This is a genomic window from Mesorhizobium sp. M2A.F.Ca.ET.042.01.1.1, from assembly GCF_003997405.1.
Classification (GTDB): Bacteria; Pseudomonadota; Alphaproteobacteria; order Rhizobiales; family Rhizobiaceae; genus Mesorhizobium.
This window is the reverse complement of the sequence record NZ_RZRX01000065.1, coordinates 1-26041: the sequence shown is the minus strand read 5'-3', so window position 1 is coordinate 26041 and position 26041 is coordinate 1. Positions and strand designations below refer to the sequence as shown.

23 protein-coding genes and 1 pseudogene are annotated in these 26041 nt (G+C 64.0%); 4 read left to right on the top strand and 20 right to left on the bottom strand.

Annotation, left to right across the window (positions count from 1 at the left end; genetic code table 11):
- The 6 genes from EOA23_RS12485 to EOA23_RS12460 all read right to left on the bottom strand — a co-directional run.
- The coding region (locus tag EOA23_RS12485) for a transglycosylase domain-containing protein (protein ID WP_145966420.1) at positions 1–1281 on the bottom strand (1281 nt) is incomplete at its 3' end.
- A gap of 207 nt (positions 1282–1488) precedes the next feature.
- Positions 1489–1635, bottom strand: coding sequence for a hypothetical protein (locus EOA23_RS12480; RefSeq protein ID WP_127304362.1), 147 nt, complete (start codon positions 1633–1635; stop codon positions 1489–1491).
- A gap of 27 nt (positions 1636–1662) precedes the next feature.
- The gene (locus tag EOA23_RS12475; protein ID WP_042640778.1) at positions 1663–1917 is read right to left on the bottom strand and encodes a GlsB/YeaQ/YmgE family stress response membrane protein; all 255 of its coding nucleotides are present in this window, start codon (positions 1915–1917) and stop codon (positions 1663–1665) included.
- A gap of 111 nt (positions 1918–2028) precedes the next feature.
- A complete protein-coding gene (locus tag EOA23_RS12470; RefSeq protein WP_127304361.1) occupies positions 2029–2229 on the bottom strand; it encodes a hypothetical protein in 201 nt (66 codons plus the stop codon).
- Positions 2230–2305: 76 nt separating this feature from the next.
- A complete protein-coding gene (locus tag EOA23_RS12465) occupies positions 2306–2926 on the bottom strand; it encodes a ribonuclease D (RefSeq protein ID WP_042640864.1) in 621 nt (206 codons plus the stop codon).
- 147 nt (positions 2927–3073) lie between these two features.
- Positions 3074–4459 carry a M20/M25/M40 family metallo-hydrolase gene (locus EOA23_RS12460; RefSeq protein ID WP_127304360.1) on the bottom strand — a complete coding sequence of 462 codons (1386 nt, stop codon included), beginning with the start codon at positions 4457–4459 and terminating at the stop codon, positions 3074–3076.
- Between the two features lie 426 nt (positions 4460–4885).
- Between EOA23_RS12460 and polA the strand changes: the two genes are divergently transcribed.
- Positions 4886–7849, top strand: a complete 2964-nt coding sequence (polA, locus tag EOA23_RS12455; RefSeq protein WP_189341592.1) for a DNA polymerase I — start codon at positions 4886–4888, stop codon at positions 7847–7849.
- A 60-nt stretch (positions 7850–7909) separates the two neighbouring features.
- Here the strand turns inward: polA and EOA23_RS12450 are convergent, their stop codons facing one another.
- The 8 genes from EOA23_RS12450 to EOA23_RS12415 form a co-directional block, all read right to left on the bottom strand.
- Positions 7910–8314 carry a Fur family transcriptional regulator gene (locus tag EOA23_RS12450; RefSeq protein ID WP_041003614.1) on the bottom strand — a complete coding sequence of 135 codons (405 nt, stop codon included), beginning with the start codon at positions 8312–8314 and terminating at the stop codon, positions 7910–7912.
- 140 nt (positions 8315–8454) lie between these two features.
- On the bottom strand, positions 8455–9501 hold the full coding sequence (mgrA, locus tag EOA23_RS12445; RefSeq protein ID WP_127304358.1) for an L-glyceraldehyde 3-phosphate reductase: 1047 nt from the start codon (positions 9499–9501) through the stop codon (positions 8455–8457).
- 165 nt (positions 9502–9666) lie between these two features.
- A complete protein-coding gene (locus EOA23_RS12440) occupies positions 9667–10809 on the bottom strand; it encodes a Gfo/Idh/MocA family oxidoreductase (protein ID WP_127304357.1) in 1143 nt (380 codons plus the stop codon).
- A 5-nt stretch (positions 10810–10814) separates the two neighbouring features.
- Entirely contained in the window at positions 10815–11567 is a 753-nt protein-coding gene (locus EOA23_RS12435) for a sugar phosphate isomerase/epimerase (RefSeq protein ID WP_127304356.1), read from the bottom strand.
- A gap of 31 nt (positions 11568–11598) precedes the next feature.
- Complete coding sequence (gene ugpC / locus EOA23_RS12430; protein ID WP_127304363.1) at positions 11599–12693, bottom strand: sn-glycerol-3-phosphate ABC transporter ATP-binding protein UgpC; 1095 nt, start codon at positions 12691–12693, stop codon at positions 11599–11601.
- Positions 12693–13625, bottom strand: a complete 933-nt coding sequence (locus EOA23_RS12425; protein ID WP_127304355.1) for a carbohydrate ABC transporter permease — start codon at positions 13623–13625, stop codon at positions 12693–12695. The genes ugpC and EOA23_RS12425 overlap by 1 nt, the downstream gene beginning before the upstream one ends.
- Complete coding sequence (locus EOA23_RS12420; RefSeq protein WP_127304354.1) at positions 13618–14511, bottom strand: sugar ABC transporter permease; 894 nt, start codon at positions 14509–14511, stop codon at positions 13618–13620. The genes EOA23_RS12425 and EOA23_RS12420 overlap by 8 nt, the downstream gene beginning before the upstream one ends.
- 78 nt (positions 14512–14589) lie before the next feature.
- The gene (locus EOA23_RS12415; protein WP_127304353.1) at positions 14590–15828 is read right to left on the bottom strand and encodes an ABC transporter substrate-binding protein; all 1239 of its coding nucleotides are present in this window, start codon (positions 15826–15828) and stop codon (positions 14590–14592) included.
- A gap of 381 nt (positions 15829–16209) precedes the next feature.
- Between EOA23_RS12415 and EOA23_RS12410 the strand changes: the two genes are divergently transcribed.
- Complete coding sequence (locus EOA23_RS12410) at positions 16210–17256, top strand: LacI family transcriptional regulator (protein WP_127304352.1); 1047 nt, start codon at positions 16210–16212, stop codon at positions 17254–17256.
- On the opposite strand, the gene gndA is transcribed toward EOA23_RS12410, so the two are convergent.
- The 6 genes and pseudogenes from gndA to EOA23_RS12380 all read right to left on the bottom strand — a co-directional run bounded on the left by gndA (position 17253) and on the right by EOA23_RS12380 (position 22982).
- A complete protein-coding gene (gene gndA / locus EOA23_RS12405) occupies positions 17253–18680 on the bottom strand; it encodes an NADP-dependent phosphogluconate dehydrogenase (RefSeq protein WP_127304351.1) in 1428 nt (475 codons plus the stop codon). The genes EOA23_RS12410 and gndA overlap by 4 nt on opposite strands.
- 128 nt (positions 18681–18808) lie before the next feature.
- Positions 18809–20336 (bottom strand): annotated as a pseudogene (locus tag EOA23_RS12400) (CopD family protein).
- A 51-nt stretch (positions 20337–20387) separates the two neighbouring features.
- Complete coding sequence (locus EOA23_RS12395) at positions 20388–20903, bottom strand: YcnI family protein (RefSeq protein ID WP_126064332.1); 516 nt, start codon at positions 20901–20903, stop codon at positions 20388–20390.
- A 30-nt stretch (positions 20904–20933) separates the two neighbouring features.
- Entirely contained in the window at positions 20934–21485 is a 552-nt protein-coding gene (locus EOA23_RS12390; RefSeq protein WP_127304350.1) for a copper chaperone PCu(A)C, read from the bottom strand.
- Positions 21486–21575: 90 nt separating this feature from the next.
- Positions 21576–21923 (bottom strand): hypothetical protein, encoded by a 348-nt coding sequence (locus EOA23_RS12385; protein ID WP_127304349.1) that lies wholly within the window; start codon positions 21921–21923, stop codon positions 21576–21578.
- 123 nt (positions 21924–22046) lie between these two features.
- The gene (locus EOA23_RS12380) at positions 22047–22982 is read right to left on the bottom strand and encodes a GntR family transcriptional regulator (RefSeq protein ID WP_127304348.1); all 936 of its coding nucleotides are present in this window, start codon (positions 22980–22982) and stop codon (positions 22047–22049) included.
- Positions 22983–23239: 257 nt separating this feature from the next.
- Here EOA23_RS12380 and EOA23_RS12375 point away from each other — a divergent pair, with 257 nt between their 5' ends.
- Together EOA23_RS12375 and EOA23_RS12370 are read left to right on the top strand one after the other, a co-directional pair.
- Positions 23240–24745 (top strand): altronate dehydratase family protein, encoded by a 1506-nt coding sequence (locus EOA23_RS12375; protein WP_127304347.1) that lies wholly within the window; start codon positions 23240–23242, stop codon positions 24743–24745.
- Between the two features lie 438 nt (positions 24746–25183).
- Positions 25184–26041, top strand: an 858-nt coding sequence (locus EOA23_RS12370; RefSeq protein ID WP_127304346.1) for an ABC transporter substrate-binding protein, incomplete at its 3' end; no start/stop codon positions are given.

The window sequence follows — 26041 nt, the reverse complement described above, 5'->3', positions numbered from 1 at the left end:
CTCCAGCGCCGCCATATAGACGAAGGGTTTGAAGGCGGAGCCCGGCTGGCGGCGCGCTTCCGAGGCGCGGTCGAACTGGCTGGTCGAGTAATCATAGCCGCCGACCATGGCGCGCACCGCGCCGGAATCGTCGATCGACACCAGCGCCCCTTGAGTGACGTTGAGCTTCTTGCCGCTCTCGTCGATCAGCCGGCGGATCGACTGTTCGGCAAGCTTCTGTAGGTTGAGGTCGACGGTGGTGTTGATGACGATGTCGCCGCGCACGTCGCCGATCAGGTCGGGAAGCTCGTCCATCACCGTATCGGCGACATAGTTTTCCGAGCCGGTCCAATAGGACGGCGCACGCGTCGCCGGCGCGCTCAGCGCCGTCTTGTATTCCTTGTCGCTGATCTTGCCTGTCTCGCGCATGGCGGCGAGCACGAGCTGCGCCCGCTCCTCGGCCGCCTTCGGGTCGCGCGCCGGCGAAAGCTTCGACGGCGCCTTGAGCAGGCCCGCCAGCAGTGCCGCCTCCGAAAGCGACACGTCGCGCGCGCTCTTGCCGAAATAGCGCCGCGAAGCGGCCTCGACGCCATAGGCGCCAGAGCCGAAATAGACCCGGTTGAGGTACATTTCGAGGATCTGGTCTTTCGTGTGCTTGTGCTCGAGCCAGAGCGCCAACAGCACTTCCTGGACCTTGCGCTCCAGCGTGCGGTCAGGCGTCAGGAACAGGTTCTTCGCCAGCTGCTGCGTCAGCGTCGAGCCGCCTTGCGAGAAATGGCGGCCGAGCAGGTTGGTGACCATGGCGCGCGACAGGCCGATCGGGTCGATGCCGAAATGCGAATAGAAGCGCCGGTCCTCGATGGCGACGACGGCCTCCGGGATATAGGGCGACATTTCATGCAGGCCGACGGCCTCGCCGCCCGACGCGCCACGATTGGCGATCAGCGCGCCATCGACCGAGACGATCTTGATGTTCGGCGCGCGATCCGGGACCGACCACGTCGTCGCAGCCGGCATCTTGGCGCCGTAGTAGACGACGACGCCGGCCGCTGCGATGCCGCCCCAGATGCACAGCACGAAGCACCAGTAGACCAGCCGGGTGGCGATGCCGAGCAGCCCGCGCCGGTTGCGGTCGCGGCCGCGGCCGCGTGATTTCGCCTTGGCGGATCTGCCCTTGGCAGCGGATTTGCGGGTGCGCGGCACGACGCGATCCTCCTCGCTCACCGAAAAGCCCTCGGAGGATTTCGCGCGCGGCGATCCCTCGAAGCTCGGTTCGATGCGACTGTCCCTGCGGTTCGCCATGCGCTCTTGCTGTCTGTCCCCGATGCCGATGGCGTTCGGTTGAAGACTAGATGCGGCGGTTTAAAGGCGGGTTAAAGCAGGGTTTATGCAGCCTTTTGAAAACCGTTGGGATTTTCTGAATTCGGCTTCTCACCGATCGCCGCGGGCAGCAGCCGACTCACCCGGCGCAGTCTGGCTCCTCACGGCGCCGGCGGCTGGCCACCGTGATCAGTTCTGCTGGATCGAAATACCCTTGTCGTCGATCTTGAGCTCGACGCCTTTCGGCCTGGTCTGCTCGCGATAGATATAGACGCCGAGCGCAATGACCACGACCACGAGAGCGCCGATGATGGCATAGAGCATGTTCTGCTTCACGGCGCGTCCCCGATGCCTGCTGGAAGATCAGGCCTGTTTCACCAGTTTGATCAGCACCAGCAGGACCACCGCGCCGATCGTGGCGTGGATAATCGCGGCAAGGATCCCGCCGCCCACGGCAAAGCCAAGCCTTGGGAATATCCAGCCGGCGATCAGGGCGCCGACGATGCCGACGACGATGTTGCCGACCAGTCCGAAGCCGAAACCCTTGACGATCAGGCCGGCAAGCCAGCCGGCGATCGCGCCGATGATGATGAAAACGAGCAGGCTTTCAATTCCCATTGCCAATCCCTCCGTGAGCGGAGGACCAACGAAGCCACGCACCCCGAATCGGCCATCCGATTGTGACGGATGGAACCTATTGGAAAGCGGCCGGCCTCGCCAGCGCCAGCTTCATTCGTCGTCGTCACCCGATGCCGGACGCCAGTTCATCGGATCGACCTTCTTTTGCGTGTCGCTGTCGGTGTAGACCCACCAGCCGCCATCGCGATACTGGCCGACGGATTCATTGACGACGCCGTCGCCGTCCTTCCACAGGATGGTGACTTTCGAGCCGTCCTTCGGGGCGCTTTCCATCGGTTTGCGCTCTGCCATCTCACTCCTCCACGAACCGGCCCGCTCCGTGAACCGGCCGAACCGGCAAGAACGCCCGCCGCCGCGCCGGGTTCCGTCAGCTATGCGCGAAAATGTCTTCCTCCGCCCAGCCCATCAGGTCGAGCTTGGCGCGCGTCGGCAGGAAACGGAAGCAGGCGTCGGCCTCCTTGGTGCGGTTTTCGCGCGCCAGGCGCGCCGCCAGCACCTCGCGCAGGCGGTGCAGATAGAGCACGTCGGAGGCGGCATAGTCGAGCTGTTCGGGCGAGAGCGTTTCCGCCGCCCAGTCCGAGGATTGTTGCGCCTTGGACAGGCCGATCCCGAGCAATTCGTTGCAGAGATCCTTCAGCCCGTGGCGGTCGGTGTAGGTGCGGACGAGCCGCGAGGCGATCTTGGTGCAGAACACCGGCTCCGCCATCACGCCGAACGCATTGTAGAGCACGGCGATATCGAAGCGGCCGTAATGGAACAGCTTGGTGATCGCGCGGTTGCGAAGCAGGCTGACGAGATTCGGCGCTTTCTTCTGGCCGGGCGCGATCTGGATGACGTCGGCGCTGCCGTCGCCGGGCGAGATCTGCACAACGCAGAGCCGGTCGCGATGCGGGTTCAAGCCCAGCGTTTCCGTGTCGATGGCCACCGCCCCGACATTGTAGCGGGTGAGGTCGGGCAGGTCGTTCTTGTGGAAACGGATATCGGTCATTCTCTTCTCCGGATCGCGGCCCGCGACACCGCACATCGCCTGGGATGCGTCAGCAGCAGCGGCGCGTTGCGCTGGTCATTCGTCCTCGCCGCGATCCGGAGAAAAATCAACAGAAAGTTGAATCTCACATCTTGCGCGATTTCCGCCTCACCGGGTCAGAGCATCGAGGATGCGCGCCCAGGACCGCTGTCCCTTGTGGAAGGAGGTCAGTTCGTACTTCTCGTTCGGCGAGTGGATGCGGTCGTCGTCGAGCCCGAAACCGACCAGCAGCGATTCCATGCCGAGATAGGTCTGGAAATCGCCGACCACGGGGATGGAGCCGCCACCGCCGGTGGTGATAGCCTGCTTGTCCCATTCGTCGGACAGCGCGTGCTTGGCCTTGGCCAGGAACGGCGAGTCGTAGGAAAGCTGGATTGCCGGCGAGCCGCCATGCGGATGGAATTCGACCGAGCAGTCGCCGGGAATGCGCTCGCGCACGAAAGCCTGGAAGGCGGCGCGGATCTTCTTCGGATCCTGCTTGTGGACCAGCCGGAACGACACTTTCGCCGAAGCTTCTGCCGCGATCACCGTCTTGAACCCCTTGCCGGTATAGCCGCCGATGATGCCGTTGAATTCCGCCGTCGGCCTTGCCCAGGTCATTTCGAGCACCGAGCGCCCCTTTTCGCCGGCCGGAATGGAAAGACCGACCGGTCCGAGGAAGGTCTCGGCCGTCTCGCCGAGGCCTTCCCAGGATTTCAGCACTTGGCTGGGCGTCTCCTCGACGCCGTCATAGAAGCCCGGGATGGTGACGCGGCCATCCTTGTCATGAACGTCGGCCAGCACCTTGGCCAGGATGCGGATCGGGTTGGCGGCCGGGCCGCCATAGAGGCCCGAATGCAGGTCGCGGCTGGCCGCCTTGACCGTGATCTCCTCGCCAACCATGCCGCGCAGCGACACGCAAATCGACGGCGTCTCGCGGTTCCACATGCTGGTGTCGCAGACCAGCGCGAAATCCGCCTTCAGCTCGGCGGCGTTGGCTTCCAGGAACGGCTTCAGCGACGGCGAGCCGGATTCCTCCTCGCCCTCGAACAGGATGGTGACGCGGCACGGCAGATTGCCGTGAACCTGCTTCCAGGCGCGGCATGCCTCGACGAAGGTCATCAACTGCCCCTTGTCATCGGCCGAGCCCCGGCCGGTGATCACCTTGCGTCCAGGCTCGATCTCCTTGATCGACGGCGCGAACGGGTCGGTGTCCCACAATTCGATCGGATCGACCGGCTGGACGTCGTAGTGGCCGTAGAACAGCACATGCGGCGCGCCTGCCGGCCCCTCGTGATGCGCCACCACCATCGGATGTCCGGGCGTGTCGCGCACACTCGCGTCGAAGCCGATCAGCTTGAGTTCGGCGACCAGCCATTCCGCCCCCTTGCGGCAGTCGGCGGCGAAGGCCGGATCGGTAGAGATCGACCTGATGCCGAGCAGGCCGAACAGCCGCTCCAGGCTCTGGTCGAGATTCTGATCGAGACGCTCAAGGACGGGGGAGATTCTGGACATGCTTTTTGCCTTTCGATTTTGGCCAGACCCTAAAGGGCCACGCCGAAAACGAAAAGCCGTGATTGTTGGACCAACCCGGTCAATCGCTGCCGTAACATAAAAGAAGACCGCCGTGGTGGAGGGGAAACCACGGCGGTCTTTACTCGAAACGATGCGGCAGCCCGGAGAGGGGGGATAGGCTGCCGCAGTTTGCCCGGGATAGGCGGGGGACGGGCCTTGCTCCGGACTTCGGCGAAAACTGCCGATGACGTGTATTTGGGTCTGTGAACGTGGCGATTCAAGGGCATGAAAATTACACTTTTGTAACATGCCCGTGAGCGCCCAATTTTCCGGCCGGACAGGATCTGTCAGGGGTGTTGCCCGAACCGGTCGGTTCCGCAGCCTTTGGCATGGACCCCGAAGGCTGGCCGCGCTATCCCTGCCGGCATGAAAAAAGGCGACCACCTCTTCCTCGTCGACGGCTCCGGCTACATTTTCCGCGCCTACCACGCGCTGCCGCCGCTCAACCGCAAATCCGACGGCCTGCCGACCAGCGCCGTGCTTGGCTTCTGCAACATGGTTTGGAAGCTGATGCAGGACGCCCGCAACACCAATGTAGGCATCGTGCCGACGCATTTCGCCGTCATCTTCGACTATTCCTCGAAGACGTTCCGCAGCGATCTCTACCCGGAATACAAGGCGAACCGCTCCGCGCCGCCTGAGGACCTGATCCCGCAATTCGGCCTGATCCGCCAGGCGACCGTGGCCTTCAACCTGCCCTGCATCGAGATGGAAGGGTTCGAGGCCGACGACATCATCGCAACCTATTGCCGGCTGGCCTGCGAGGTAGGCGCCGACACCACCATCATCTCCTCCGACAAGGACCTGATGCAGCTGGTCGGCCCGACGGTCGGCATGTACGACCCGATGAAGGACCGCCAGATCGGCATTCCCGAAGTGATCGAGAAATGGGGCGTGCCGCCGGAAAAGATGATCGACCTGCAGGCGCTCACCGGCGACTCGGTCGACAACGTTCCCGGCGTGCCCGGTATCGGCCCGAAGACCGCTGCGCAGCTGCTGGAGCAGTTCGGCGACCTTGACGGGCTGCTGGCGCGTGCCTCCGAGATCAAGCAGGACAAGCGGCGCGAGACCATCATAGCCAATGCCGACAAGGCCCGCATCTCGCGTCAGCTGGTGACGCTGAAGAACGATGTGCCGCTGAAGGAGGGGTTGGACGACCTGGTGCTGCATGCGCCGGATGGCCCGAAGCTGATCGGCTTCCTGAAGACCATGGAATTCACCACGCTGACGCGACGCGTCGCCGAGGCGACCGCGACCGAGATCAGCGACGTCCAGGCTTCCGCCGTCATCGTCGAGCGCGCCGATGCCGCGCACGGCCCCGATGTCGGCGCCGGCGCGCCGCCAAGGCAGGCAGTGCCTCAATCAAACGGCGACGCGAAACCCGCCTCGCCAGCCACGAGGGGCGAGGACGCGCCGCCGCAGGGCGACACCCCATCGCTCCTCTCCGCGCTGCGGCTGGAACAGGCGGCGGCGCGCAAGATCGATCCTTCAGCCTATGGCGCGATCCGCGACACGGCCGCGCTGAAGGCCTGGATCGCCGAAGCCCGTGACGCCGGCATCCTCGCCTTCGACGCCGAGACCAGCTCGTCCGACCCGATGCAGGCCGATCTCATCGGCCTGTCCATGGCGATCGCGTCCGGTCGCGCCGTCTATGTGCCGCTTGCCCACAAGAACGGCAATGGCGACCTGCTTGGCGGCGGCATGCTGGAGAACCAGATCCCGGTCCGCGAGGCGCTGGCGCTGCTCAAGCCGCTGCTCGAGGACCGGTCGGTCCTCAAAATCGTGCAGGACATGAAATACGACATCGTCGTGATGAGCCGGCACGGCATCGAGGTCGGACCGTTCGACGACACGATGCTCATCTCCTACGTGCTTGATGCAGGTACGTCCGGCGGCCACGACCTCGCCTCGCTGTCGGAGAAGTGGCTGGGCCACGCGCCGGCGTCGAAGAAGGAACTGGCCGGCTCGGGCAAGAGCGCCATCGGCTTCGATCAGGTCGATATCGAGCGTGCGACAGCCTATGCCGGCGAACAGGCCGATCTGGCGCTGCGGCTGTGGCAATTGCTGAAGCCCCGGCTCGCCGCCAAGGGCCTCGTTTCCGTCTACGAGCGGCTGGAACGGCCGCTGGTGCCGGTGCTTGCCCGCATGGAGCAGCGCGGCATATCGGTCGACCGGCAGATCCTGTCTAGGCTTTCGGGCGAGCTGGCGCAGGGCGCTGCCCGCGTCGAGGAAGAGATCTACGGCATCGTCGGCGAGCGCATCAACATCGGCTCGCCCAAACAGCTCGGCGACATATTGTTCGGCAAGATGGGCCTGCCGGGCGGCTCGAAGACCAAGACGGGGCAATGGTCGACCTCGGCGCAGCTGCTGGAAGACCTCGCCGCCGAAGGCCATGAGCTGCCGCGCAAGATCGTCGACTGGCGTCAGCTCACCAAGCTGAAGTCGACCTATACCGACGCGCTGCCCGGCTTCATCAACCCCGGCACCAACCGCGTGCATACCTCATATGCGCTCGCCGCGACGACCACGGGCCGCTTGTCATCCTCCGATCCCAACCTCCAGAATATTCCGGTGCGCACCGCCGAGGGCCGCAAGATCAGGACCGCCTTCATCGCAGAGAAGGGCCACAAGCTGGTCTCGGCCGACTATAGCCAGATCGAGCTGCGCGTGCTTGCCCATGTCGCCGAGATCCCGCAGCTCAAGCAGGCCTTCGCCGACGGCGCCGACATCCACGCCATCACCGCGTCGGAAATGTTCAACGTGCCGGTCGAGGGCATGCCTTCGGAGGTGCGCCGGCGCGCCAAGGCGATCAATTTCGGCATCATCTACGGCATCTCGGCCTTTGGCCTCGCCAACCAACTGTCGATCCCGCGCGACGAGGCCGGCGCCTATATCAAGCGCTATTTCGAGCGCTTCCCCGGCATCCGCGACTATATCGAGGAAACCAAGGCCTACGCGCGCGAGCATGGCTTCGTGGAAACCATCTTCGGCCGGCGCATCCATTATCCGGAGATACGATCGTCCAACCCGTCGGTCCGCGCCTTCAACGAGCGCGCCTCGATCAACGCCAGGCTGCAGGGCACCGCGGCAGACATCATCCGCCGCGCTATGGTGCATATGGAGGAAGCGCTGGAGAAGGCGAAGCTCTCTGCCCGCATGCTGCTGCAGGTGCATGACGAACTGATCTTCGAAACGGTGGAAGCGGAAGTCGAAGCGACTATTCCCGTCGTGCGCCGGGTCATGGAAAACGCGCCGATGCCGGCGGTCTCAATGTCGGTGCCGTTGCATGTCGACGCCCGGGCGGCGGATAACTGGGACGAGGCGCATTAGGCGGCATGCCGAGAAGCGCCGCGATCCGTCGCCGGCATTAACAGGCTAAGTCGTATAGAGCTAAGCCGCCTCAGCCCGGCACTTCGCGCAAACCCCGCGAAACTCGATCACCGCCTTCTTGGCCGCGAAGCCCGTCGAGCGCACCCATTCGTCCAGGCGATGATCGACGTCGTGGTCGGACATTTCGGTCACCTGGCCGCAATTGTCGCAGATGGCGAAGGCGGTCATCGAATGGCTGTGGTCGTGCGGCTCGGCGCAGGCGACGAAGGAATTGAGGCTTTCCAGCCGGTGCACGAAGCCGGACTTCACCAGCGTGTCGAGCGCCCGGTAAACCTGCAGCGGCGCCCGGAAACCGCGCTCCCGCAACTGGTCGAGCAGCGTATAGGCGCTGAGCGGCCCGCTGGATGCCTCGAGCTTCTCGAGCACGCAGAGCTGGTTCTTGGTCAGCGCATCTCTTGCCGTCATCTTGTTCGCCCAATCGACGCTTGCACGCGCGACCGCATGCCAAGGACTTCAATTTCCCCTGAGATAGCGACCAACGAGCGATTTTGCCACTGTTTCCGCAGGCCCCTGCTGCTGGGCGCCGACGATCCGCCGGCTAACCGCTACTTGCGCGGCGGCCCTTTGCGTTCGGCCGAAGCCGCCCACAGGTTGATGTCGGACTCGCGCGCGTAAATATCGATCTCGGCAAGCTCGGCATCGGAGAACTCGAGCGCCTTGAGCGCGCCGACGCAATCCTCGACCTGTTCCGGCCGGCTGGCGCCGATCAGCGCCGTGGTCACGCGGCCCTTGCGCAGCACCCAGGCCAACGCCATCTGCGCCAGCGTCTGGCCGCGTCGAGCGGCAATGGCATTGAGCGCCTTGATGTTGGCGATCGACTTGTCGTTGATGAAGGCCGGCCTGAGCGACTTGCCCTGGGATGCGCGGCTGCCTTCGGGAATGCCGCCGAGATATTTGTCGGTCAGCATGCCTTGCGCCAGCGGCGAGAAGACGATCGAGCCGATGCCCAGCCCCTCCAGCGTGTCGAGCAGCCCGTCCTCCTCGACCCAACGGTTGAGCATCGAATAGCTCGGCTGGTGGATGAGGCAAGGCGTGCCGAGCTGCCGCAAAATGTCGGCCGCCTCGCGCGTGCGCTGCGAATTGTAGGAGGAGATGCCGGCATAGAGCGCCTTGCCGGAGCGCACCGCGTGGTCGAGCGCGCCCATCGTTTCTTCCAGCGGCGTTTCCGGGTCGAAGCGGTGCGAGTAGAAGATGTCGACATAGTCGAGCCCCATCCGCTTGAGGCTCTGGTCGAGGCTCGCCAGCACATATTTGCGGCTGCCCCATTCGCCATAGGGACCCGCCCACATCTCGTAGCCCGCCTTGGTCGAGATGATCATCTCGTCGCGATAGGCGGCGAAATCGATGCGCAGGATCTCGCCGAACGCGGTCTCCGCCGAGCCGGGCGGCGGACCGTAATTGTTGGCGAGATCGAAATGCGTGATGCCGAGGTCGAAGGCCTTGCGCACGATCGCCTGCTTGGTCCTGTGCGGCGTATCGTTGCCGAAATTGTGCCACAGCCCGAGCGAGATCGCCGGCAGCTTGAGGCCGGAGCGGCCGCAGCGGTTATAGATCATCTTTTCGTAGCGGTTCTCGGCGGCGACATAGGGCATGGGAAACCTCAGGATGGGGCAACGCGGCAACCGCCGCTAGAGCATGAAGCCGAAAAGTGTGGAGCGGTTTTCGGGCGACTTCATGCTCGGCTCAGGGGTCAATTGAATCGATGCTTGCCCCTACCCTTACACTCTCCCCGCCGAAACGGGGAGAGGGGTTGCCAGCTAGTTTTTCTTGGCCAGCAGCGCCTTCGCGTCCTTGACGCCGAGCGCGGCCGGCCGCTCGCAGGTCGTCTGCATGGCGACGTATTTGCCGCTTTCGCCGGAACGCAGGATTCCGGTCATCACGTCGACGGCGTGCAGCGCCAGCTCCATCGAGCAGCGATGCGGCCGCCCTTCGGAGATCGCGATCGCCATGTCGGCCAGGCCGGCGGTGCGGTAATTGGCCATCATGCCCTGGCCGTGCATCTCGTTCGGCACGCCGAAGGGGTGGTTCCACTTCGGCAGCTTCTTCACCGGCTTGGCCGCGTCGGTGAAGCGCACCTCGCCGCCGAAGAAATTCGGATCCGGCACGAAGACGGTGCCCAATTCGCCATAGAGCTCCATCGGCGCGTGGCCATGGCTCCAGACGTCCCAGGAGGTGTTGAGCGTTATCACCGCGCCGTTGGCGAATTCGAGCAGCGCATGGATCGTGGTCGGCGTGTTGACCGGGATTTTCTCGCCCGCGCGCGGTTTGGAGCTGATCGTCCGCACCTTCGCGGGGGTCGTCGCGAAGGCCGCCACCTGTTTCACCGGCCCGATCAGCTGGATCAGGTTGGTGACATAGTACGGTCCGATGTCGAGCACCGGACCTGCGCCCGGCTGGAAAAAGAAGTCCGGATTGGGATGCCAGTGCTCCATGCCGTGGCCCATCACATGGCAGGTGCCGCTGGTGATCTTGCCGAGCTTGCCGCTGTCGATCAGCTCGCGCGCCAGCTGGTGCGCGCCGCCAAGGAACGTGTCCGGCGCCGAACCGATGCGCAGGCCCTTCTTCTCGGCCCGTTTCTTGAGGTCGAGTCCTTCCTCGATCGACAGAACGAAAGGTTTTTCCGAATAGACATGCTTGCCGGCGTCGAGCGCCTGCTTCGACACTTCGTAATGCACCGCCGGAATGGTGAGATTGACGATGATGTCGATCTCGTCGTCCTTGAGAAGGTCGTCGACCGTCTCGGCGCGCAGCTTGAACTCCTTTGCCCGCGCCTTCGCCGCATCCATGTTGATATCCGCGCAGGCGCGCATCTTGATGCCGCGGAACAGCGGCGCCAGCGAGAAATATGCCTTCGATATGTTGCCGCAGCCGATGACGCCGACGCCAAGCTTGTCTGCCATTTCAATTACTCCTGCCAGCTTTTGGCTGCCGCGATCGAGCGACGGGCATAGCGCTCGATGTCGTTAGGGTTGTCTTGTTCCATGATGAAATACTGCGCCGCGCTCTTGGCGCGCAATGTCTTGAAAAGGCTTGCCCAGTCGATCGTGCCGTGGCCGACATCGGACCAGCCGTCCTCGTCCAGCCCCTCGCCGGGCTTGGCGATATCCTTGACGTGGACCGCGACTATGCGCTTGCCGTGTTTTTCGATCCAGGGCAGCGGATCGGCGCCGCCGCGCACCACCCAGGCGACGTCCATTTCCCAGCCGATGTCGGGTGCCGCGGACAGGATGTGGTCCTGCGGCAGTGAGCCGTCGGCAAGGGCCTTGAACTCGAAATCGTGGTTGTGCCAGGCAAAGCCGTAGCCGGCCTTTTTCGCCGTCTCGCCCACCTTGGCCAGGCGCTCGCCGAAACCGCGCCAGCCGGCGCTGTCGGATGGGCGCTGATCGGGCATCAGATAGGGGCAGACCAGCAGCGTGATGCCGAGCGCGTCGGCGATCTTGCGCACGCCGTCGAAGTCGTTTTCCAGCGCGTCGATCGAGAAATGCCCGGTCGGCATTGCAAGACCGTTCTTGTCGAGCTCGGCGCGGAACGCTTTCGGGTCGTCATAGACGCCGCCGAAACCCTCCACTTGCTTGTAGCCGAGCTCGCCGAGCATTCTCACCACGCCGTCCCATGGCTGGAAATTGCGGGCGCTGTAGAGTTGGAATGACCAGTTCATCTGTCCTGTCCGTTCGGTTGGTCCTGGGAGATTAAATTCGGTTGCCTGTTTGAGCGTCGAAGAGCGAGGCGCGCATCGGATCGAAGCCGACGCTGACCGGATCCCCGTTCTTCGGCGTGCGTTCGGAGGTGACGCGCACGGTGAAGTTCTGCCCGCCGAGTTTCAGCCACACCAGCGTATCGGAACCCATGGGCTCCACGACCTCGACATTAGCCGTCGCGGCGAAGGGCCAGCCCGTACCGCTGTTGAAGGCGACATGCTCGGGCCGGATGCCGAACACCGCGGGGCCTGGCGCCGGCTCCTTCTCGAAGGCATAGGTCGCAAGCGGGATGCGTACATCCTCCACGGCAAAGTGCCAGTCGCCGTCCTTCTCCAGCCTGCCGTCGATGAAATTCATCGCCGGCGAACCGAGGAAGCCGGCGACGAAGCGGTTGACGGGGCGGTTGTAGATCGTCTGCGGCGCATCGAGCTGCTGGATCACGCCGCCCTTCATCACCGCGATGCGATCGGCCAGCGTCATCGCCTCGATCTGGTCGTGGGTGACGTAGATCATCGTGTTCTGCAGGCGGCGGTGCAGCAGCTTGATCTCGACGCGCAGTTCCGAACGCAGCTTGGCGTCGAGATTGGAGAGCGGCTCGTCGAACAGGAAGACGTCAACGTCGCGGACCAGCGCCCGCCCGATCGCCACGCGCTGGCGCTGGCCCCCCGAAAGCGCCGAGGGCTTTCTCTGCAAAAGCGGCTCGATCTGCAGGATCTCGGCGGCGCGAGCGATGCGTTTGGCGATCTCGTCCTTCGGCACGCCGGCGACACGCAGGCCGAAGGAAAGGTTCCTCTCCACCGTCATCTGCGGATAGAGCGCGTAGGACTGGAACACCATGCCGATGCCGCGATCCTTCGGTTCTTCCCAGGTGACGTTCTTGCCCTTGATGAAGATGCGGCCGTCCGAAATGTCGAGCAGGCCGGCGATGCAGTTGAGCAAGGTCGACTTGCCGCAGCCGGACGGTCCGAGCAGCACGATGAACTCGCCCTCGGCGACATCCAGGTTGAGCGTCTGCAGCACCGAGACGGCGCCAAAATTGAGCGACAGGTCCTGGATCGAAACGCTGGGATTGGCGATGTCCATCATCATCCTTTCACCGCGCCGGCGGCGATGCCGCGCACGAAGAGCTTGCCGGAAACGAAGTAGACGATCAGCGGAACCAGCCCGGTCAGGATGGTTGCGGCCATGTTGACGTTGTATTCCTTCACGCCTTGCACCGAATTGACGATGTTGTTGAGCTGCACCGTCATCGGATAGGTGTCGGGGCGCGTGTAGACGACGCCGAACAGGAAGTCGTTCCAGATGCCGGTCACCTGCAGGATGATGGCGACGACGAAGATCGGCAGCGACATCGGCAGCATGATGCGCAGGTAGATGCCCCAGAAGCCGGCGCCGTCGACGCGCGCGGCGCGGAACAGCTCCTCCGGCATAGAGGTGAAATAGTTGCGGAACAAGAGCGTCAGGATCGGCATGCCGAAGATCGAATGCACGATCACCAGCCCGGTCAGCGAGCCGTAGATACCGATCTCGCGCAGGATGATGACGATCGGGTAGATCATCACCTGGTAGGGGATGAAGGCGCCGACGATCAGGATGATGAAGAAGGTGTCGGCGCCCTTGAAGCGCCAGTTGGCCAGGGCATAGCCGTTCACCGAGGCGATCGCGATCGAGAGCAGCACCGACGGCACGGTGATGCGCACCGAATTCCAGAAGCCGCGCGACAGCCCGTCGCAATTGAGCCCGGTGCAGGCGGTGGCCCAGGCCTTCACCCAGGGCTCGAAGGTGATCTCCATCGGGGGCGAGAAGATGTTGCCGAGGCGGATCTCCGGCATGCCCTTCAGCGAGGTGACGATCATCACGTAAAGCGGCAAAAGATAATAGAGCGCGACGACGATCAGCGTGCCGTAGAGGAAGATGTTGCGGCGCGACAGCACATGCCGCGGCTTCGGCCCGCTGGGGCCGGCGGCACCGCGCCTGAGCGCTTCGGCGCCGGGGGACAGGGAGGCGACGTCAGCCACGCTTCTTGCCTCCGAACTCGAGATAGGCCCAGGGCACGATGACGATCACCACCGAAAGCAGCATCATGGTCGAGGCGGCGAAACCTTGGCCGAGATTCTGGGCGAAGAACATGTAGTCATAGACGTATTTTGCCGGCACTTCCGAGGCGATGCCGGGGCCGCCGCTGGTCTGCGCCACGACGAGGTCATAGACCTTGACGATGCCTGCGGCGATGATCACCAGCGTGGTGATGAAGACCGGCCGCATCATCGGAATGATGATGAAGAGATAGGTCTTCCAGGCCGGGATGCCATCCACTCTCGCCGCCTTCCAGATATCCTCGTCGATGCCGCGCAGACCGGCGAGCATCAGGCACATGATCAGCCCCGTGCCCTGCCAGAGCGCCGCGATCGAAATGCCGTAGATGACGATGCTGGAATTGTAGAGCGGGTCGAAGCTGAAGCTCGTCCAGCCGAGGTCGCGCACGACGCGCTGCACGCCGAAATCCGGATTGAGCAGCCACTGCCAGACCAGCCCGGTGACGATGAAGGACAGCGCGAAGGGATAGAGGAAGATGGTGCGGAACGTGTCCTCGAAGCGGATCTTCTGGTCGAGAAGCGCCGCCAGCAGGAAGCCGATGACCAGCGAGAACACCAGCGAGATCGCGCCATAGATCAAGAGGTTCTCGATCGATACCAGCCAGCGCGATGTCGACCAGAGCCGGTCATATTGGTCGAGCCCGACGAAGTTGAGCCGCGGCAGGAGCTTCGAATTGGTGAAGGAATAGAGCACCGTCCAGGCCGTGCCGCCGACGAACACCACCAGAGCCGTCAGGATCATCGGGATCGACGCGATCTTGGCGTTCAGATTGCGGAAAAGCTGGTTGGGGCGTTCGCTGTTGCTCATCTCGGCAGCCGGGCAATGAGACGTCAGGCTCCCGGCCCCGGATAGGCTGGGGTCGGGAGTTGGCGGGGGCGCCGTCGATCAGTCGGCCGACGCGATGATGTCGGCGAAGCGCTTCTGCGCCTCTTCGAGCGTCATGTCGGGCTTGGCGAAGAATTCGGAGAACAGGTCCTCCTTCTGCTTTTGGCTGTCCTGCGAGAGCAGCTGGTCTGTCCAAGGAATGACCGCGCCCTTGGCGAGGATGGCGAGACCCTTCTTCATGCAGTCGTTAGCCGTGTTGAGGTCGACGTCGCCGCGCACCGGCAGCGAGCCCTTCTTGAGGTTGAAGGCGACCTGGGTCTTGGGATCGAGCAGCGTTTCGGCCAGCACTTCCTGCGCCTTGGACTTGTCGGCGTCCTTGAGCAGCGGGAAGTAGAAGGCGTCGCCGCCGGTGGCGATCACCTCGTTCAGGCCGAGGCCGGGCAGGCAGGTATAGTCCTTGCCGGCGGTCTTGCCGGCGACCTGGAACTCGCCCTGCGCCCAGTCGCCCATGATCTGGCCGCCGGCCTTGCCGGTGATGACCAGATTGGTAGCCTGGTTCCAGTCCTGCACATTGGTGTTCTTGGCCATCTTGCGGGCGTCGTCCGCCGCCTTGAACACCTTGGCGATCTCTGGACCGGCGGCGAATTTCGCGTCCTTGTCCTTGTACACTTTCAGGAAGGCATCGGTGCCGCCAACCGCGGCCAGCAGCACGTCGAAGGCGCCCGATGCCTGCCAGGGCTGACCGCCGACCGCGAGCGGGATAATACCGGCTTTCTCGAGCGCCGGAGCGGCGGCCACGAATTCATTCCAGTCCTTCGGCGTCGGCACGCCGGCCTTCTGGAAGGCCTCGTTCGACAGCCACAGCCATTGCCAGGAATGGATGTTGACCGGCACGCAATAGATCTTGCCCTCGATGGTGCACGAGTCGAGCAGGCTCTTCGGCCGCACGATCTCGGTCCATTTGTCCTTGGTGGCGATGTCGGTGAGGTCGCGCATCAGCCCGGCCTGCACCAGTTCCTCCGCCTGGCGGCCGTGGTTGAACTGCGTAGCGCCCATCGGGTCGCCGCCGGTGATGCGGCTGATCATGATCGGCCGTGCCGTGCCGCCGGAGCCGGCGATGGCGCCGTCGACCCAGTGATTGCCCGTGGCGTCGAATGCCTTGGCAAGCTCGGCCACCGCCGCCGCTTCGCCGCCCGAAGTCCACCAATGGGTGACTTCGAGGTCGGTCGCGGCCGCCGGGCCGGCAAAGTTGAGCGCAACCGTCGCGGCAAAGGCGGCAGTCAGGAATTTGTATCGCATTTCGGCTTCCTCCCAGAATCTGAAACGTTACAGATTTTCGATACGGCAAATGGCCGGCATAGGCAACCCCCTGTCTCAGGGCAACCTCACATTTTTTCGAAGCACGAACAAAATCCTTCCCTCAAGGCGCCAATGCCGGCGCCAAAGCGACCGATCGTGGCTGAAATCGGCCCCAGATCGATATTTCTTTTTGATTCCAGGGACTTTTGCGCTCATCTCCGCACGCGGATCGGAAAGTCGCAACCCGGCCAATCACGAAGATTGGCAATCTGTAACGTTTCAGTATACTGGCGCTTGCCGCGGGCAGAAGTCGCGCAATCGTCAACGCCGCACGATTGCCGGTCGGCCCTGCGGCTGCTATGCGCCTGGCGGGCGGGACGAATGGATAGACGGGTAACGAAGAAGGGCAACGACGACGCGTCGGGTAAGGAGCGGCCGACGCTGAAGACGCTCGCCTTCATGACCGGGCTTGGCGTCACGACGGTGTCGCGCGCGCTCAAGGATGCACCCGAGATCGGCGCCGAGACCAGGCGCCGCGTCCAGCTCGTCGCCAAGCAGATCGGCTATCGCCCGAATCGCGCCGGTGTGCGCTTGAGGACCGGCAAGACCAACGTCATCTCACTTGTGCTCAACACCGAGCACGAGCTGATGAGTTTCGTCTCGGACATCATCTACGGCGTCACCGAGGTGATCGCCGACACGCCCTATCACCTGATCGTCACACCCTATTCGCGCTCGCAGGATCCGCTCGATCCGGTGCGCTATCTGGTCGAGACGGGCTCGGCCGATGGCGTCATCATCTCGCGCACCCAGCCCAACGACCCGCGGGCGCGCTACATGCTGGAGCATGGCGTTCCCTTCGCCACGCATGGCCGCACCGACATGGGGCTGGTGCATCCCTATCACGACTTCGACAACTACGCCTTTGCCGGCGAAGCCGTCCGCGCGCTCGCCGCCAAAGGCCGCAACCGGCTTGCCCTCGTGACGCCCCCGGTTGGCCTCACCTATTTCCGCTATACGGTGAACGGCTTTGCCGATGCCCTGAGCGAGGTCGGCGCCTCTGAGGTGCCGTTCAATACCGTCTCCATCGACCATACAATCGAGCAGATCAGGATGCGCACCGCCCAGCTCATGCGCCGGGACGACCGTCCGGACGGCATCATCAGCAGCGCCGCCGCAGCAACGCTCGCCGTCGTCGCCGGCATCGAGGATGCCGGCCTGAAGCTCGGCCGCGATGTCGACGTGGTGTCGAAACAGTCATCGGAGGTGCTGCACCTGTTCCGCCGGGAGCTGCTCGTCGTCAACGAGGATTTCCGGCTGGCCGGCTACGAGCTCGCCCGAGCCGTGCTTGGCTGGATCGGCGGCGCCGACCCAGGCACGCTGCAGTCGCTCAGCACGCCGAGCGAGGTTCTGCCCTATCGCGGCTAATGCCCGGCGCCACTCCCCCACGGGCCATGGAAGGCGCCCTCTTCCCCGATGCGCTCGAAACCATGCGCGCCGAAGAAGTCGCGCTGTGCCTGGATGAGGTTCGACGTGCCGCGTCCCTGGCGGTAGCTGTCGAAATAGGCCAGCGCCGAGGACAGCGCCGGCACCGGAGAGCCGGCCTCGGACGCCCTTGCCACGATACGCCGAAGCGACGGATGCGCCTCCTTCATCATGGCGATGAAGGCCGGCGCCATCAGAAGATTGGTGGACGCGCTGCCCGAGCCGAAGGCCTCGGCCATCGTGTCCAGCATCTGCGAGCGGATGATGCAGCCGGCGCGCCAGATCTTGGCGATGGTCGGCATCGGCAGGTTCCAGTTGAACTCCTTGGATGCGCCGCTCATCACCGCGAACCCTTGCGCGTAAGCCGCGATCTTGCCGGCGAACAATGCCAGCTCCAGATCCTTGAGCAGTGCGGCCTTGTCGCCAGCGATCTTCTCGACGCCGATATTGCCATAGGCCTTTTCAGCCGCCTGCCGCTCGTCCTTGATCGAGGACAGCACGCGCGCCGCGACCGCCGCCTCGATGGCGGTAGCCGGAATGCCCAGCTGCTGCGCCTCGATCACCGACCATTTGCCGGTGCCCTTCTGCCCGGCGCGGTCGAGGATGATATCGACCACCGGCTTGCCGGTCTTGGGATCGTCGGCGGCCAGCACCTTGGCGGTGATCTCGATCAGGTAGGAGTTGAGGCGGCCCTTGTTCCATTCCTCGAAGACCTTGCCGATCTCCTTGGGCGCCATGCCGAGCCCGTCGCGCAATATGCCGTAGATCTCGGCGATCATCTGCATGTCGGCATATTCGATGCCGTTGTGGATGGTTTTTACGAAATGGCCGGCGCCGTCATGGCCGAGCCAGGCCGCGCAAGGCTCGTCCTTGAATTTTGCCGAGATCGCCGTCAGCACCCTCTCGACGCGCTTCCAGGAGTCTTCGGTGCCGCCGACCATGATCGAGGGCCCGTGGCGCGCGCCTTCCTCGCCACCGGACACGCCCATGCCGATGAAGGTCAGGCCCGAGCCGGACAGCTCCGAGAAGCGGCGCATCGTGTCGCGGAAATTGGCGTTGCCGGCATCGATGACGATGTCGTTGTCGGAGAGCACGCCGCGCAGTGCCGCGATCTGCTCGTCGACCGGCTTGCCCGCCAGCACCATGATGATGATCGGCCGCGGGGGCCGGATCGCCGCGGCGAGTTCCTCCAGACTGTAGCAGGGAACGACCATGTCCTTCAGCGGACCGGCGCTCTCGACAAAGGCGTCGGTGCGCGACGGCGTGCGGTTGAAGACGGCGATGCGGTGCCCGTGCTCGGCGATGTTGAGCGCCAGGTTGGAGCCCATAGTGCCAAGGCCGATCAGGCCGATTTCGGCTTTTTCCATCGTTTCTTCCCTGCTTTCGAATGCTTGTTGTGGCCGCGTTCGGGGGCGATGCCCACTGTTTCGCAAGATGAATGACGGGCCTTGGCGGCGCCGTCAACCGCCTCGCCGTATTCTATATGGACTGGATCTCAATCGGATCGGATGTCGATCGGCGCCTCGATTTTTACCGCCTCGAAATCCGAAACGAGGATATCGAGCCGGGCGTTCCATCGGCCGGGCAGCGGAATCACGAGATTGTCGACGCGCCAGGTGCCGTCGCCGGGTTTCCTTGCCGGCCGCTTGATCGGCTCGATGCCGGAATCCGGCTTCGACAGCACCAGCGTCACCTGCTTGGCGTCGAGCGGTCCGAAATCGCCGGTCATGATCACCATCGAAGCAGCAACCTCGCCGGTATGTCCAGGCGTGATGCTGAGATCGGCCATTGCTTCCAGGCTATGGATATGGATCGACACCGGCTGCGCCGCGGCGATCGCCAACGCGCGCGGCGGCGGGGTGAAGCGCCAGCCGGCGGCGACACCGAAAATGGCGAGCACGATCAGCATCTCGATGCCGATCGAGCGCACCAGCCGTCGTTGCACCTCGGTGTCACCGGCCTCGGCGGGCGCCGTCAGCGTCCACCGATTGACCGCCGCAAGCGTGAACACGAAAAGCAGCAGCGCCAGTTTCAACAGCAGCAGCCGGCCATAGGACGTGTTGATCAGCGCTGCCGGTTCCTGCACCTGGATGATCGCGAGCACAATGCCGCTTGCGGCTAGCATAATGACGACCGGCGGGATCGCGCGGGAGAAGCGGCGCAGGAAGACTTTTGCTTCCGCCGGCTCCCGCCGCAATGCCAAGCCTAGCGGTGCCAGCGCCGCCGACACAAAGCAATGCCGCGCTCGCCGACAGCTTGCGAAGACCTGGCGGCCCGGCAAGCGAAAGCAGCGCCAGGCCAAGCGCGATCAGGCCGACCAGCACGGTCCACACGAAGCTGGTCTCCAGTGCGGTCTTCCACACGACCGGCGTCGCAAAGCGCGCCAGGGGCGCGCCAAGTCCATCGAGCCCCTGCAGGCCGAGCGACACCGGCGCTGCGACGAGCCCCAGAAGCAGCGCCGCCGCGACAAAGCGCCGGCCGCGGCGCCCGTCCCCGGCCAGCACGGCGAGCGCGAACGCGCCGCCGACGCCGAGGAAGAGGCCGGCATAGAGAAACAGCCTGGCGGCCCAGATCGCCGCGCGCAGCGTCCAATCCACGGCTTCGCCCGGGATCGGCGCCGCACTTGGCGCGCCGATGGAAAACAGCGCCGAACCGCCGACCGGATGGCCATCGACCGACACCACCCGCCAACTCAACACGTGCGTACCGGATTTGAGCGTTTCGGGATTGTCGATCTCGACCGTCTGGTCGTTGAGACGGAAGGATGTCAAAGCAAGCTGCGAGCCATCGGGCCGGACAAGCGTGAGCACCAGCGGCGAGACGGGCTCGCTGAAGGTCAGCGAAAACTGCGCCGGGCTTTGCTCCAGCACGGCGCCGTCGGCCGGATCGGTCGCGACCAGCGCCGCATGCGCGAAGGCGCGGCCGGGCATGGCCAATACCGCAACCGCCATGAGCACTGCGACCAGCCAGGCAATCGGGCCGGTATGCAGGCGCATCGTCGGGGAAGATTGTGCTGCGTTCATGCCGTCTTACAGGAATGGTGGCGCGCCCGGATGGAGCGCGCCAAGAAAAGATCATTTCTTCGGCAGCAATTTGATGCCGGGCGCTGGACTTTCCAAGGCGTCCTCATCCTGGCCTGCCGCCGGGATCTCGATCCAGCGATCGGTGGCGTCGCCGCATTCCTGCTCCACCGGGAAATAGAGTATCTGGCCGGCCGGCAGGTCGGCCGCCAGCGAGGCGCGGAAGACGAATTCGTCATAGAATTCGTCCGGCAAATTGCCGCCGCTCCAGTCCACTTCCTTCACGCCGGTGGTCAGCGTCTCGCCATAAAGCTGGTAGGATTTCTCGTATTTGCCCTTCTTGATCTGCAGCGTCCAGCCGGGCTTGGGCATCGGCTTCACCGCGATGACGCCCTCGGGGATCTGCACGCGCACGGCCGTCGTCGCCTTGCCCTCGCAGCCATGCGGCACGCGCAGGACCGCTTTGTAGGTGGAGCCGACAGACGCTTCCTGCGTTTCGAGCGTGATATGGGCGAGCGCGGCATTGGTTCCGAGCGCGCAAAGCGCGCCCGCCAGAAGATACTTCTTCATGAATTGTCCCTCTGATTTCGATTTGGCGGATTATTCGGCGTGGTCCATGTCCATGTCGCCACTGCCGGTCTCGCCCATGCCTTCGACGGCAAACTCGACCTCGACGCTGCCGGCCTTCTCGAAGGTCAGCGTCGCCGGGAATTTCTCGCCCTGCTTCGGCTGCCGCTTCAGGCCGGTGAACATCAGATGGTAGGCGCCGGGCTTCAGCGCGACCTTGCCGCCGGCCGGGATCTCGAGCCCGCCCTCGACCGGCCGCATGGTCATGACGCCATCCTTGACGCCCATCGCATGCAGTTCGGCCTTGTCGGAGATGTCGGAGGTAATCGACAGCAGCCGGTCCGGCGCGCTGCCCTTGTTGACCACGGTGAAATAGCCACCAGCCACCTTGGCGCCAGGCGGCGTCGCCCGCGACCAGGGATGCTCGATCTCGAGGTCGCCGACCTTGAACTCATGCGCGAGGGCGCCGGGAACGCAAGCCAGGAGAAGAACAACGAAAAGCGCGAAGGCGAGACGCCGCTGGAAGTCGAGCTGCTGCGTGATGCGAAGGGCGAAGGCTTGTGCCTGGGGTAGAAGATTGGACATGGTTGCTCCATGAATATGAGGATCGCGCCGCCTTTGCGGCCGCGAACAGTCTGGTCTTTGGATGAATGGGTCCGCGGAAGGTTCCGCGGATCAGACCATTGCCGGCGGCGCGCGCGGATTGGCTGGCGAGCGGTCGCGGGCGAAATCCTGGTGCCGGAAGGCGGGAGGCTGGAAGGCGACGGTCTCGAAAACCCTGGTTCCGGCTAGCGCGCATACGTCCGGCGGCGGCAGATGCGCCGGCGAAACCATGCTGCAGCCGAGCGAGCAGCAGGCCGGCATATGCTGCTGGTGCGGATCGCCGCCGGGGAGTTTTGCGGCCCCTTCATGCGTGCAGATGACGTTGCCGAAGGCATCGAGCTGCGACGGCGCGCCAAAGGCGAAAGCGCCGAGCGAGGACTGAAGCAACAGGAGCAGCGCCGCGACGAACGCGGCCGGCATGCTCCATCGTCTCAGCCGGATATGCAACGGAAAGCCTCTCCCGGAAATTCTATCGACCGTAACACGGACGATAAGGCGGGAAAATCGGCAAAACCGCGCTGCGGCAACGCGGCGCGATACCGTTCATGCCCGGGCAAATGTGCCTGTCAATGTGCCGTCGGCGGGCTGCGGCTGCCGTCCCTCGGGAATCGAGCTCAGCAGCGTCTGGCGCGCCGACTTCAGGTGCTTGCGGCAGGCGATGTCCACCTTGGCGGGATCGCGCGACTTCAGCGCCGCGATATAGGCGAGATGCTCCTGGATCGCGACTTCGTTGCGCTGGCGCTCCTCGGCCTTGTTCCACTGATAGTGGTAGTGGAAGATCATCGCGATCACGTCATAGAAGTCGACGATGAAGCGGTTGTGCGAGGCGCGGTGGATCAGCCGGTGGAGACGCTCGTCGAGTTCCGAGAATTCGTTGAAGCGCGTGGCTATGTCGCTGGCAAGCTGGCGATGTTCGAGCTCCAGCCGGTCGAGATCGGCCCACACCGCGCTGTCCACCGGCAGCGCGGCGAAGGCCGCCGCCGAACGCAGCTCGAACATCTCGCGGATCTCGGTCAGCTCCAGCGCGAAGGCGCGCGTGAAACCCTTCAGCACCCAGTGGCTGTTGCGCCGCTTCTCGATGAGCCCGAAGCGTGAGAAGCGGATCAGGAATTCGCGCACGCTAGTGGTGCCCACCCCGATCTCGCGCGCCAGTTCCAGCTCGTTGATCTGCATGCCGGCCTCGGCGCCGCCGGCAAGCAGCCTGCGCATGAAGGAGCGCTCGATGATCTCGGCCAGCGAGTCCGTCTCTTCTTCGGGGAAGAAATCCTCCGGCCGCGGTCCCCTGAGCACTGTCTTGTTACGCTTGTTCCAGGTAATCAGCCCGGTCTCTTCCATGCGCGAAAGGATGCTGCGCACAGTGGTCCGGCTCACACCGAGCAGCGTGCCGAGTTCCGGCTCGGACGGCAGGCTTTGGGTCTCGTCGAGCAGCCGCAGGCAGCGGTTGAACGCGTCCTTGTAGACGTTGTTGCTCTTCGACATGCCTGTATCCCCCAACGCTTGCGGCGGACAGCCGGAAGCGCGATATGATCGGTGTCTCCTAACGCACGGCCCCGAAAAGCGGAATCGTTTTTCGCCGGCTTGCCAAACGGGCGGTCGCGCATCGAACAAGGGGCGACAGCCGCCGCTGATGAAAAAACAATTGACGCAAAAATGTTTTTTCACGATAAAAGACATTACCCCCAAACGGGCGCATGTCAATCCGCCCGCATTCCCAGGATGACCCAGGACAGCCGCTCGTGAACCCCGCAAACACCATTCTTCTTTCCCCCGCCGACAATGTCGCGGTCGCCAATGGCCGCATCGAGATCGGCACGGCGCTGCCGGGCGGCGCCACCGCGATCGCGGTGATCGAGCCTGGCCACAAGGTGGCGATCAGGCCGATCGCCGCCGGCGAAGCGGTGGTGAAATACGCGCAGGCGATCGGTCGCGCCACCCAGGACATCGCGCCGGGCGAGCATGTCCACTCGCACAATCTGGTCTTCGAGAGCGGCCGCCTGCCGGTGGTGCCGCCTAGCGAGGCCGAGCACGCCACCGAAGCCGACCGCAAGCGCACCTTCATGGGCTACCGCCGTGCCGACGGGCGCGCCGGCACGCGCAACTTCATCGGCATCATCGCCAGCGTCAATTGTTCGGCCACCGTCTGCCACGCCATTGCCGACGAGGCCAACCGCACGATTCTGCCGAAATATCCCGGCATCGACGGCTTCGTGCCGATCGTCCATGGTCAGGGCTGCGGCATGAGCGGCACCGGCGACGGCATGATGGTCCTGCACCGCACGCTTGCGGGCTATGCTCGCCATCCGAATTTCGGCGGCGTGATGATGGTGGGGCTAGGCTGCGAGGTCAACCAGCTCACCCTCTACGGCCAGAAGGGTGTGGCGGCGGGAAAACGTCATTTCAATATCCAGGAGGCCGGCGGCTCGCGCAAATCGGTCGAGAAGGCGATGGGCGTGCTCACCGAGATCGCCGAGGAAGTCGGCCATCTCAAGCGCGAGCCCATCCCGGTCAGCGAGATCGTCGTCGGCCTGCAATGCGGCGGCTCGGACGGCATGTCGGGCATCACCGCCAATCCGGCGCTGGGCGCCGCTGTCGACATCCTGGCTGGCGTCGGCGGCATCGGCATCCTGTCGGAGACGACCGAGATCTACGGCGCCGAGCACCTGCTCGCCTATCGAGCCGCCTCGCCCGAGATCGCCGCCAAGCTCGACGGCTTCGTGAAATGGTGGGAGGAGCATACCGCCAAGCACGGCGCCTCGATCGACAACAACCCCTCGCCCGGCAACAAGCGCGGCGGCCTGACCACGATCCTCGAGAAGTCGCTGGGCGCTGTCGCCAAGGGCGGCCAGACGCCGTTGAATGGCGTCTTTGGCTATGCCGAGAAGGTTTCTGGCCACGGCCTGGTGTTCATGGATACGCCCGGCTACGACCCGGTCTCGGCCACAGGCCAGGTGGCGGGCGGCGCCAATGTCATCGTCTTCACCACCGGCCGCGGTTCTTGCTTCGGCTGCCGGCCGACGCCGTCGATCAAGGTCGCGACCAACTCGACCATGTACCACCAGATGGAAGAGGACATGGACGTCAATTGCGGCGTCATCGCCTCGGGCGAGAAGACCATTGCCGGCATGGGCCGCGAGATCTTCGAGCTGATCATCGAGACGGCGTCCGGCCGCAAGACCAAGAGCGAGGCCTTCGGCTACGGCGACAACGAATTCGTGCCCTGGCATCTCGGCGCGACGCTTTAGAGCAATTTCAGGAAAAGTGTGAAGCGGTTTTCCGTCCGAAATTGCGGAAAAACAAAGAGATAGTGCATTTCGCCGTTTCCGTGAAACGATGAAATGCACTAGTCCGAAGTCAATATTGCGGTGGAAGTCAAGAACCCCTGCCTTCACACCTGCGGCCTTGATATGGAATATGTATTCCGTATTGACATATAAATGGAATTATTGTTCCGTGACGATAGGGAGGAACGGGAAGCATCCATGTGCCGCCAAGGCGAGCCGGTAGGGCAGAACGGACCCTCACCCGCATCACACAAACGGCAACAGACACCGCTTGCATCGGCCATGGCAATGCTCTATCAAAAAATGGCATCTGTTTTTTATTGATAAAGTTCTGTTTGGGCCGCGCCTATCCAGATGGAGCTTCCGCAACCTTCACCAGGCGACTTAGGGAGGAACCTAATGAAATTCGTGACCAGCCTTCTCAACCGCCGTGCTTTCGTGGCCCTGGCCGCTGCGTCGATGCTTGCCGGCGCGATGCATTCCGCGCCCGCCTCGGCGGCCGACGTGACCATTCCGATCATCGTCAAGGACACCACCTCCTTCTACTGGCAGATCGTGCTGGCCGGCGCCCGCAAGGCAGGCAAGGACCTCGGCATCAACGTGCCGGAGCTCGGCGCCCAGGCTGAAACCGACGTCAACGGGCAGATCTCGATCCTCGAGAACGCTGTCGCCAGCAACCCGGCGGCCATCGTCATCTCGCCGACCGAGTTCAAGGCGCTTGGCAAGCCGATCGATGAGGCGGCTTCGAAGGTCAAGGTCATCGGCATCGACTCCGGCGCCGACTCCAAGGCCTTCACCTCCTTCCTCACCACCGACAACGTCCAGGGCGGCCGTGTCGCCGCTGACGGTCTCGCTGCTGCGATCGGCGCCGCCAATGGCGGCAAGGTGGAAGGCAAGGTCGCGCTGATCACCGCCCTTCCCGGCGCCGGCTCGCTCGAGCAGCGTAAGCAAGGCTTCATCGAACAGATCAAGGCCAAGTATCCGGGCCTCCAGCTCGTCGCCGACAAATACGCCGACGGCCAGGCCACCACCGGCTTGAACATCGCCACCGACCTCATCACCGCCAATCCGGACCTCAAGGGCATCTTCGCCTCGAACCTGATCATGGCGCAGGGCGTCGGCCAGGCCATCGCCGAGAACAATCTCGGCGGCAAGGTGGCGCTGATCGGCTTCGACAGCGACGAGAAGCTGATCAAGTTCCTCAATGACGGCGTCATCTCCGGCCTCGTCGTCCAGGACCCGTACCGGATGGGCTAT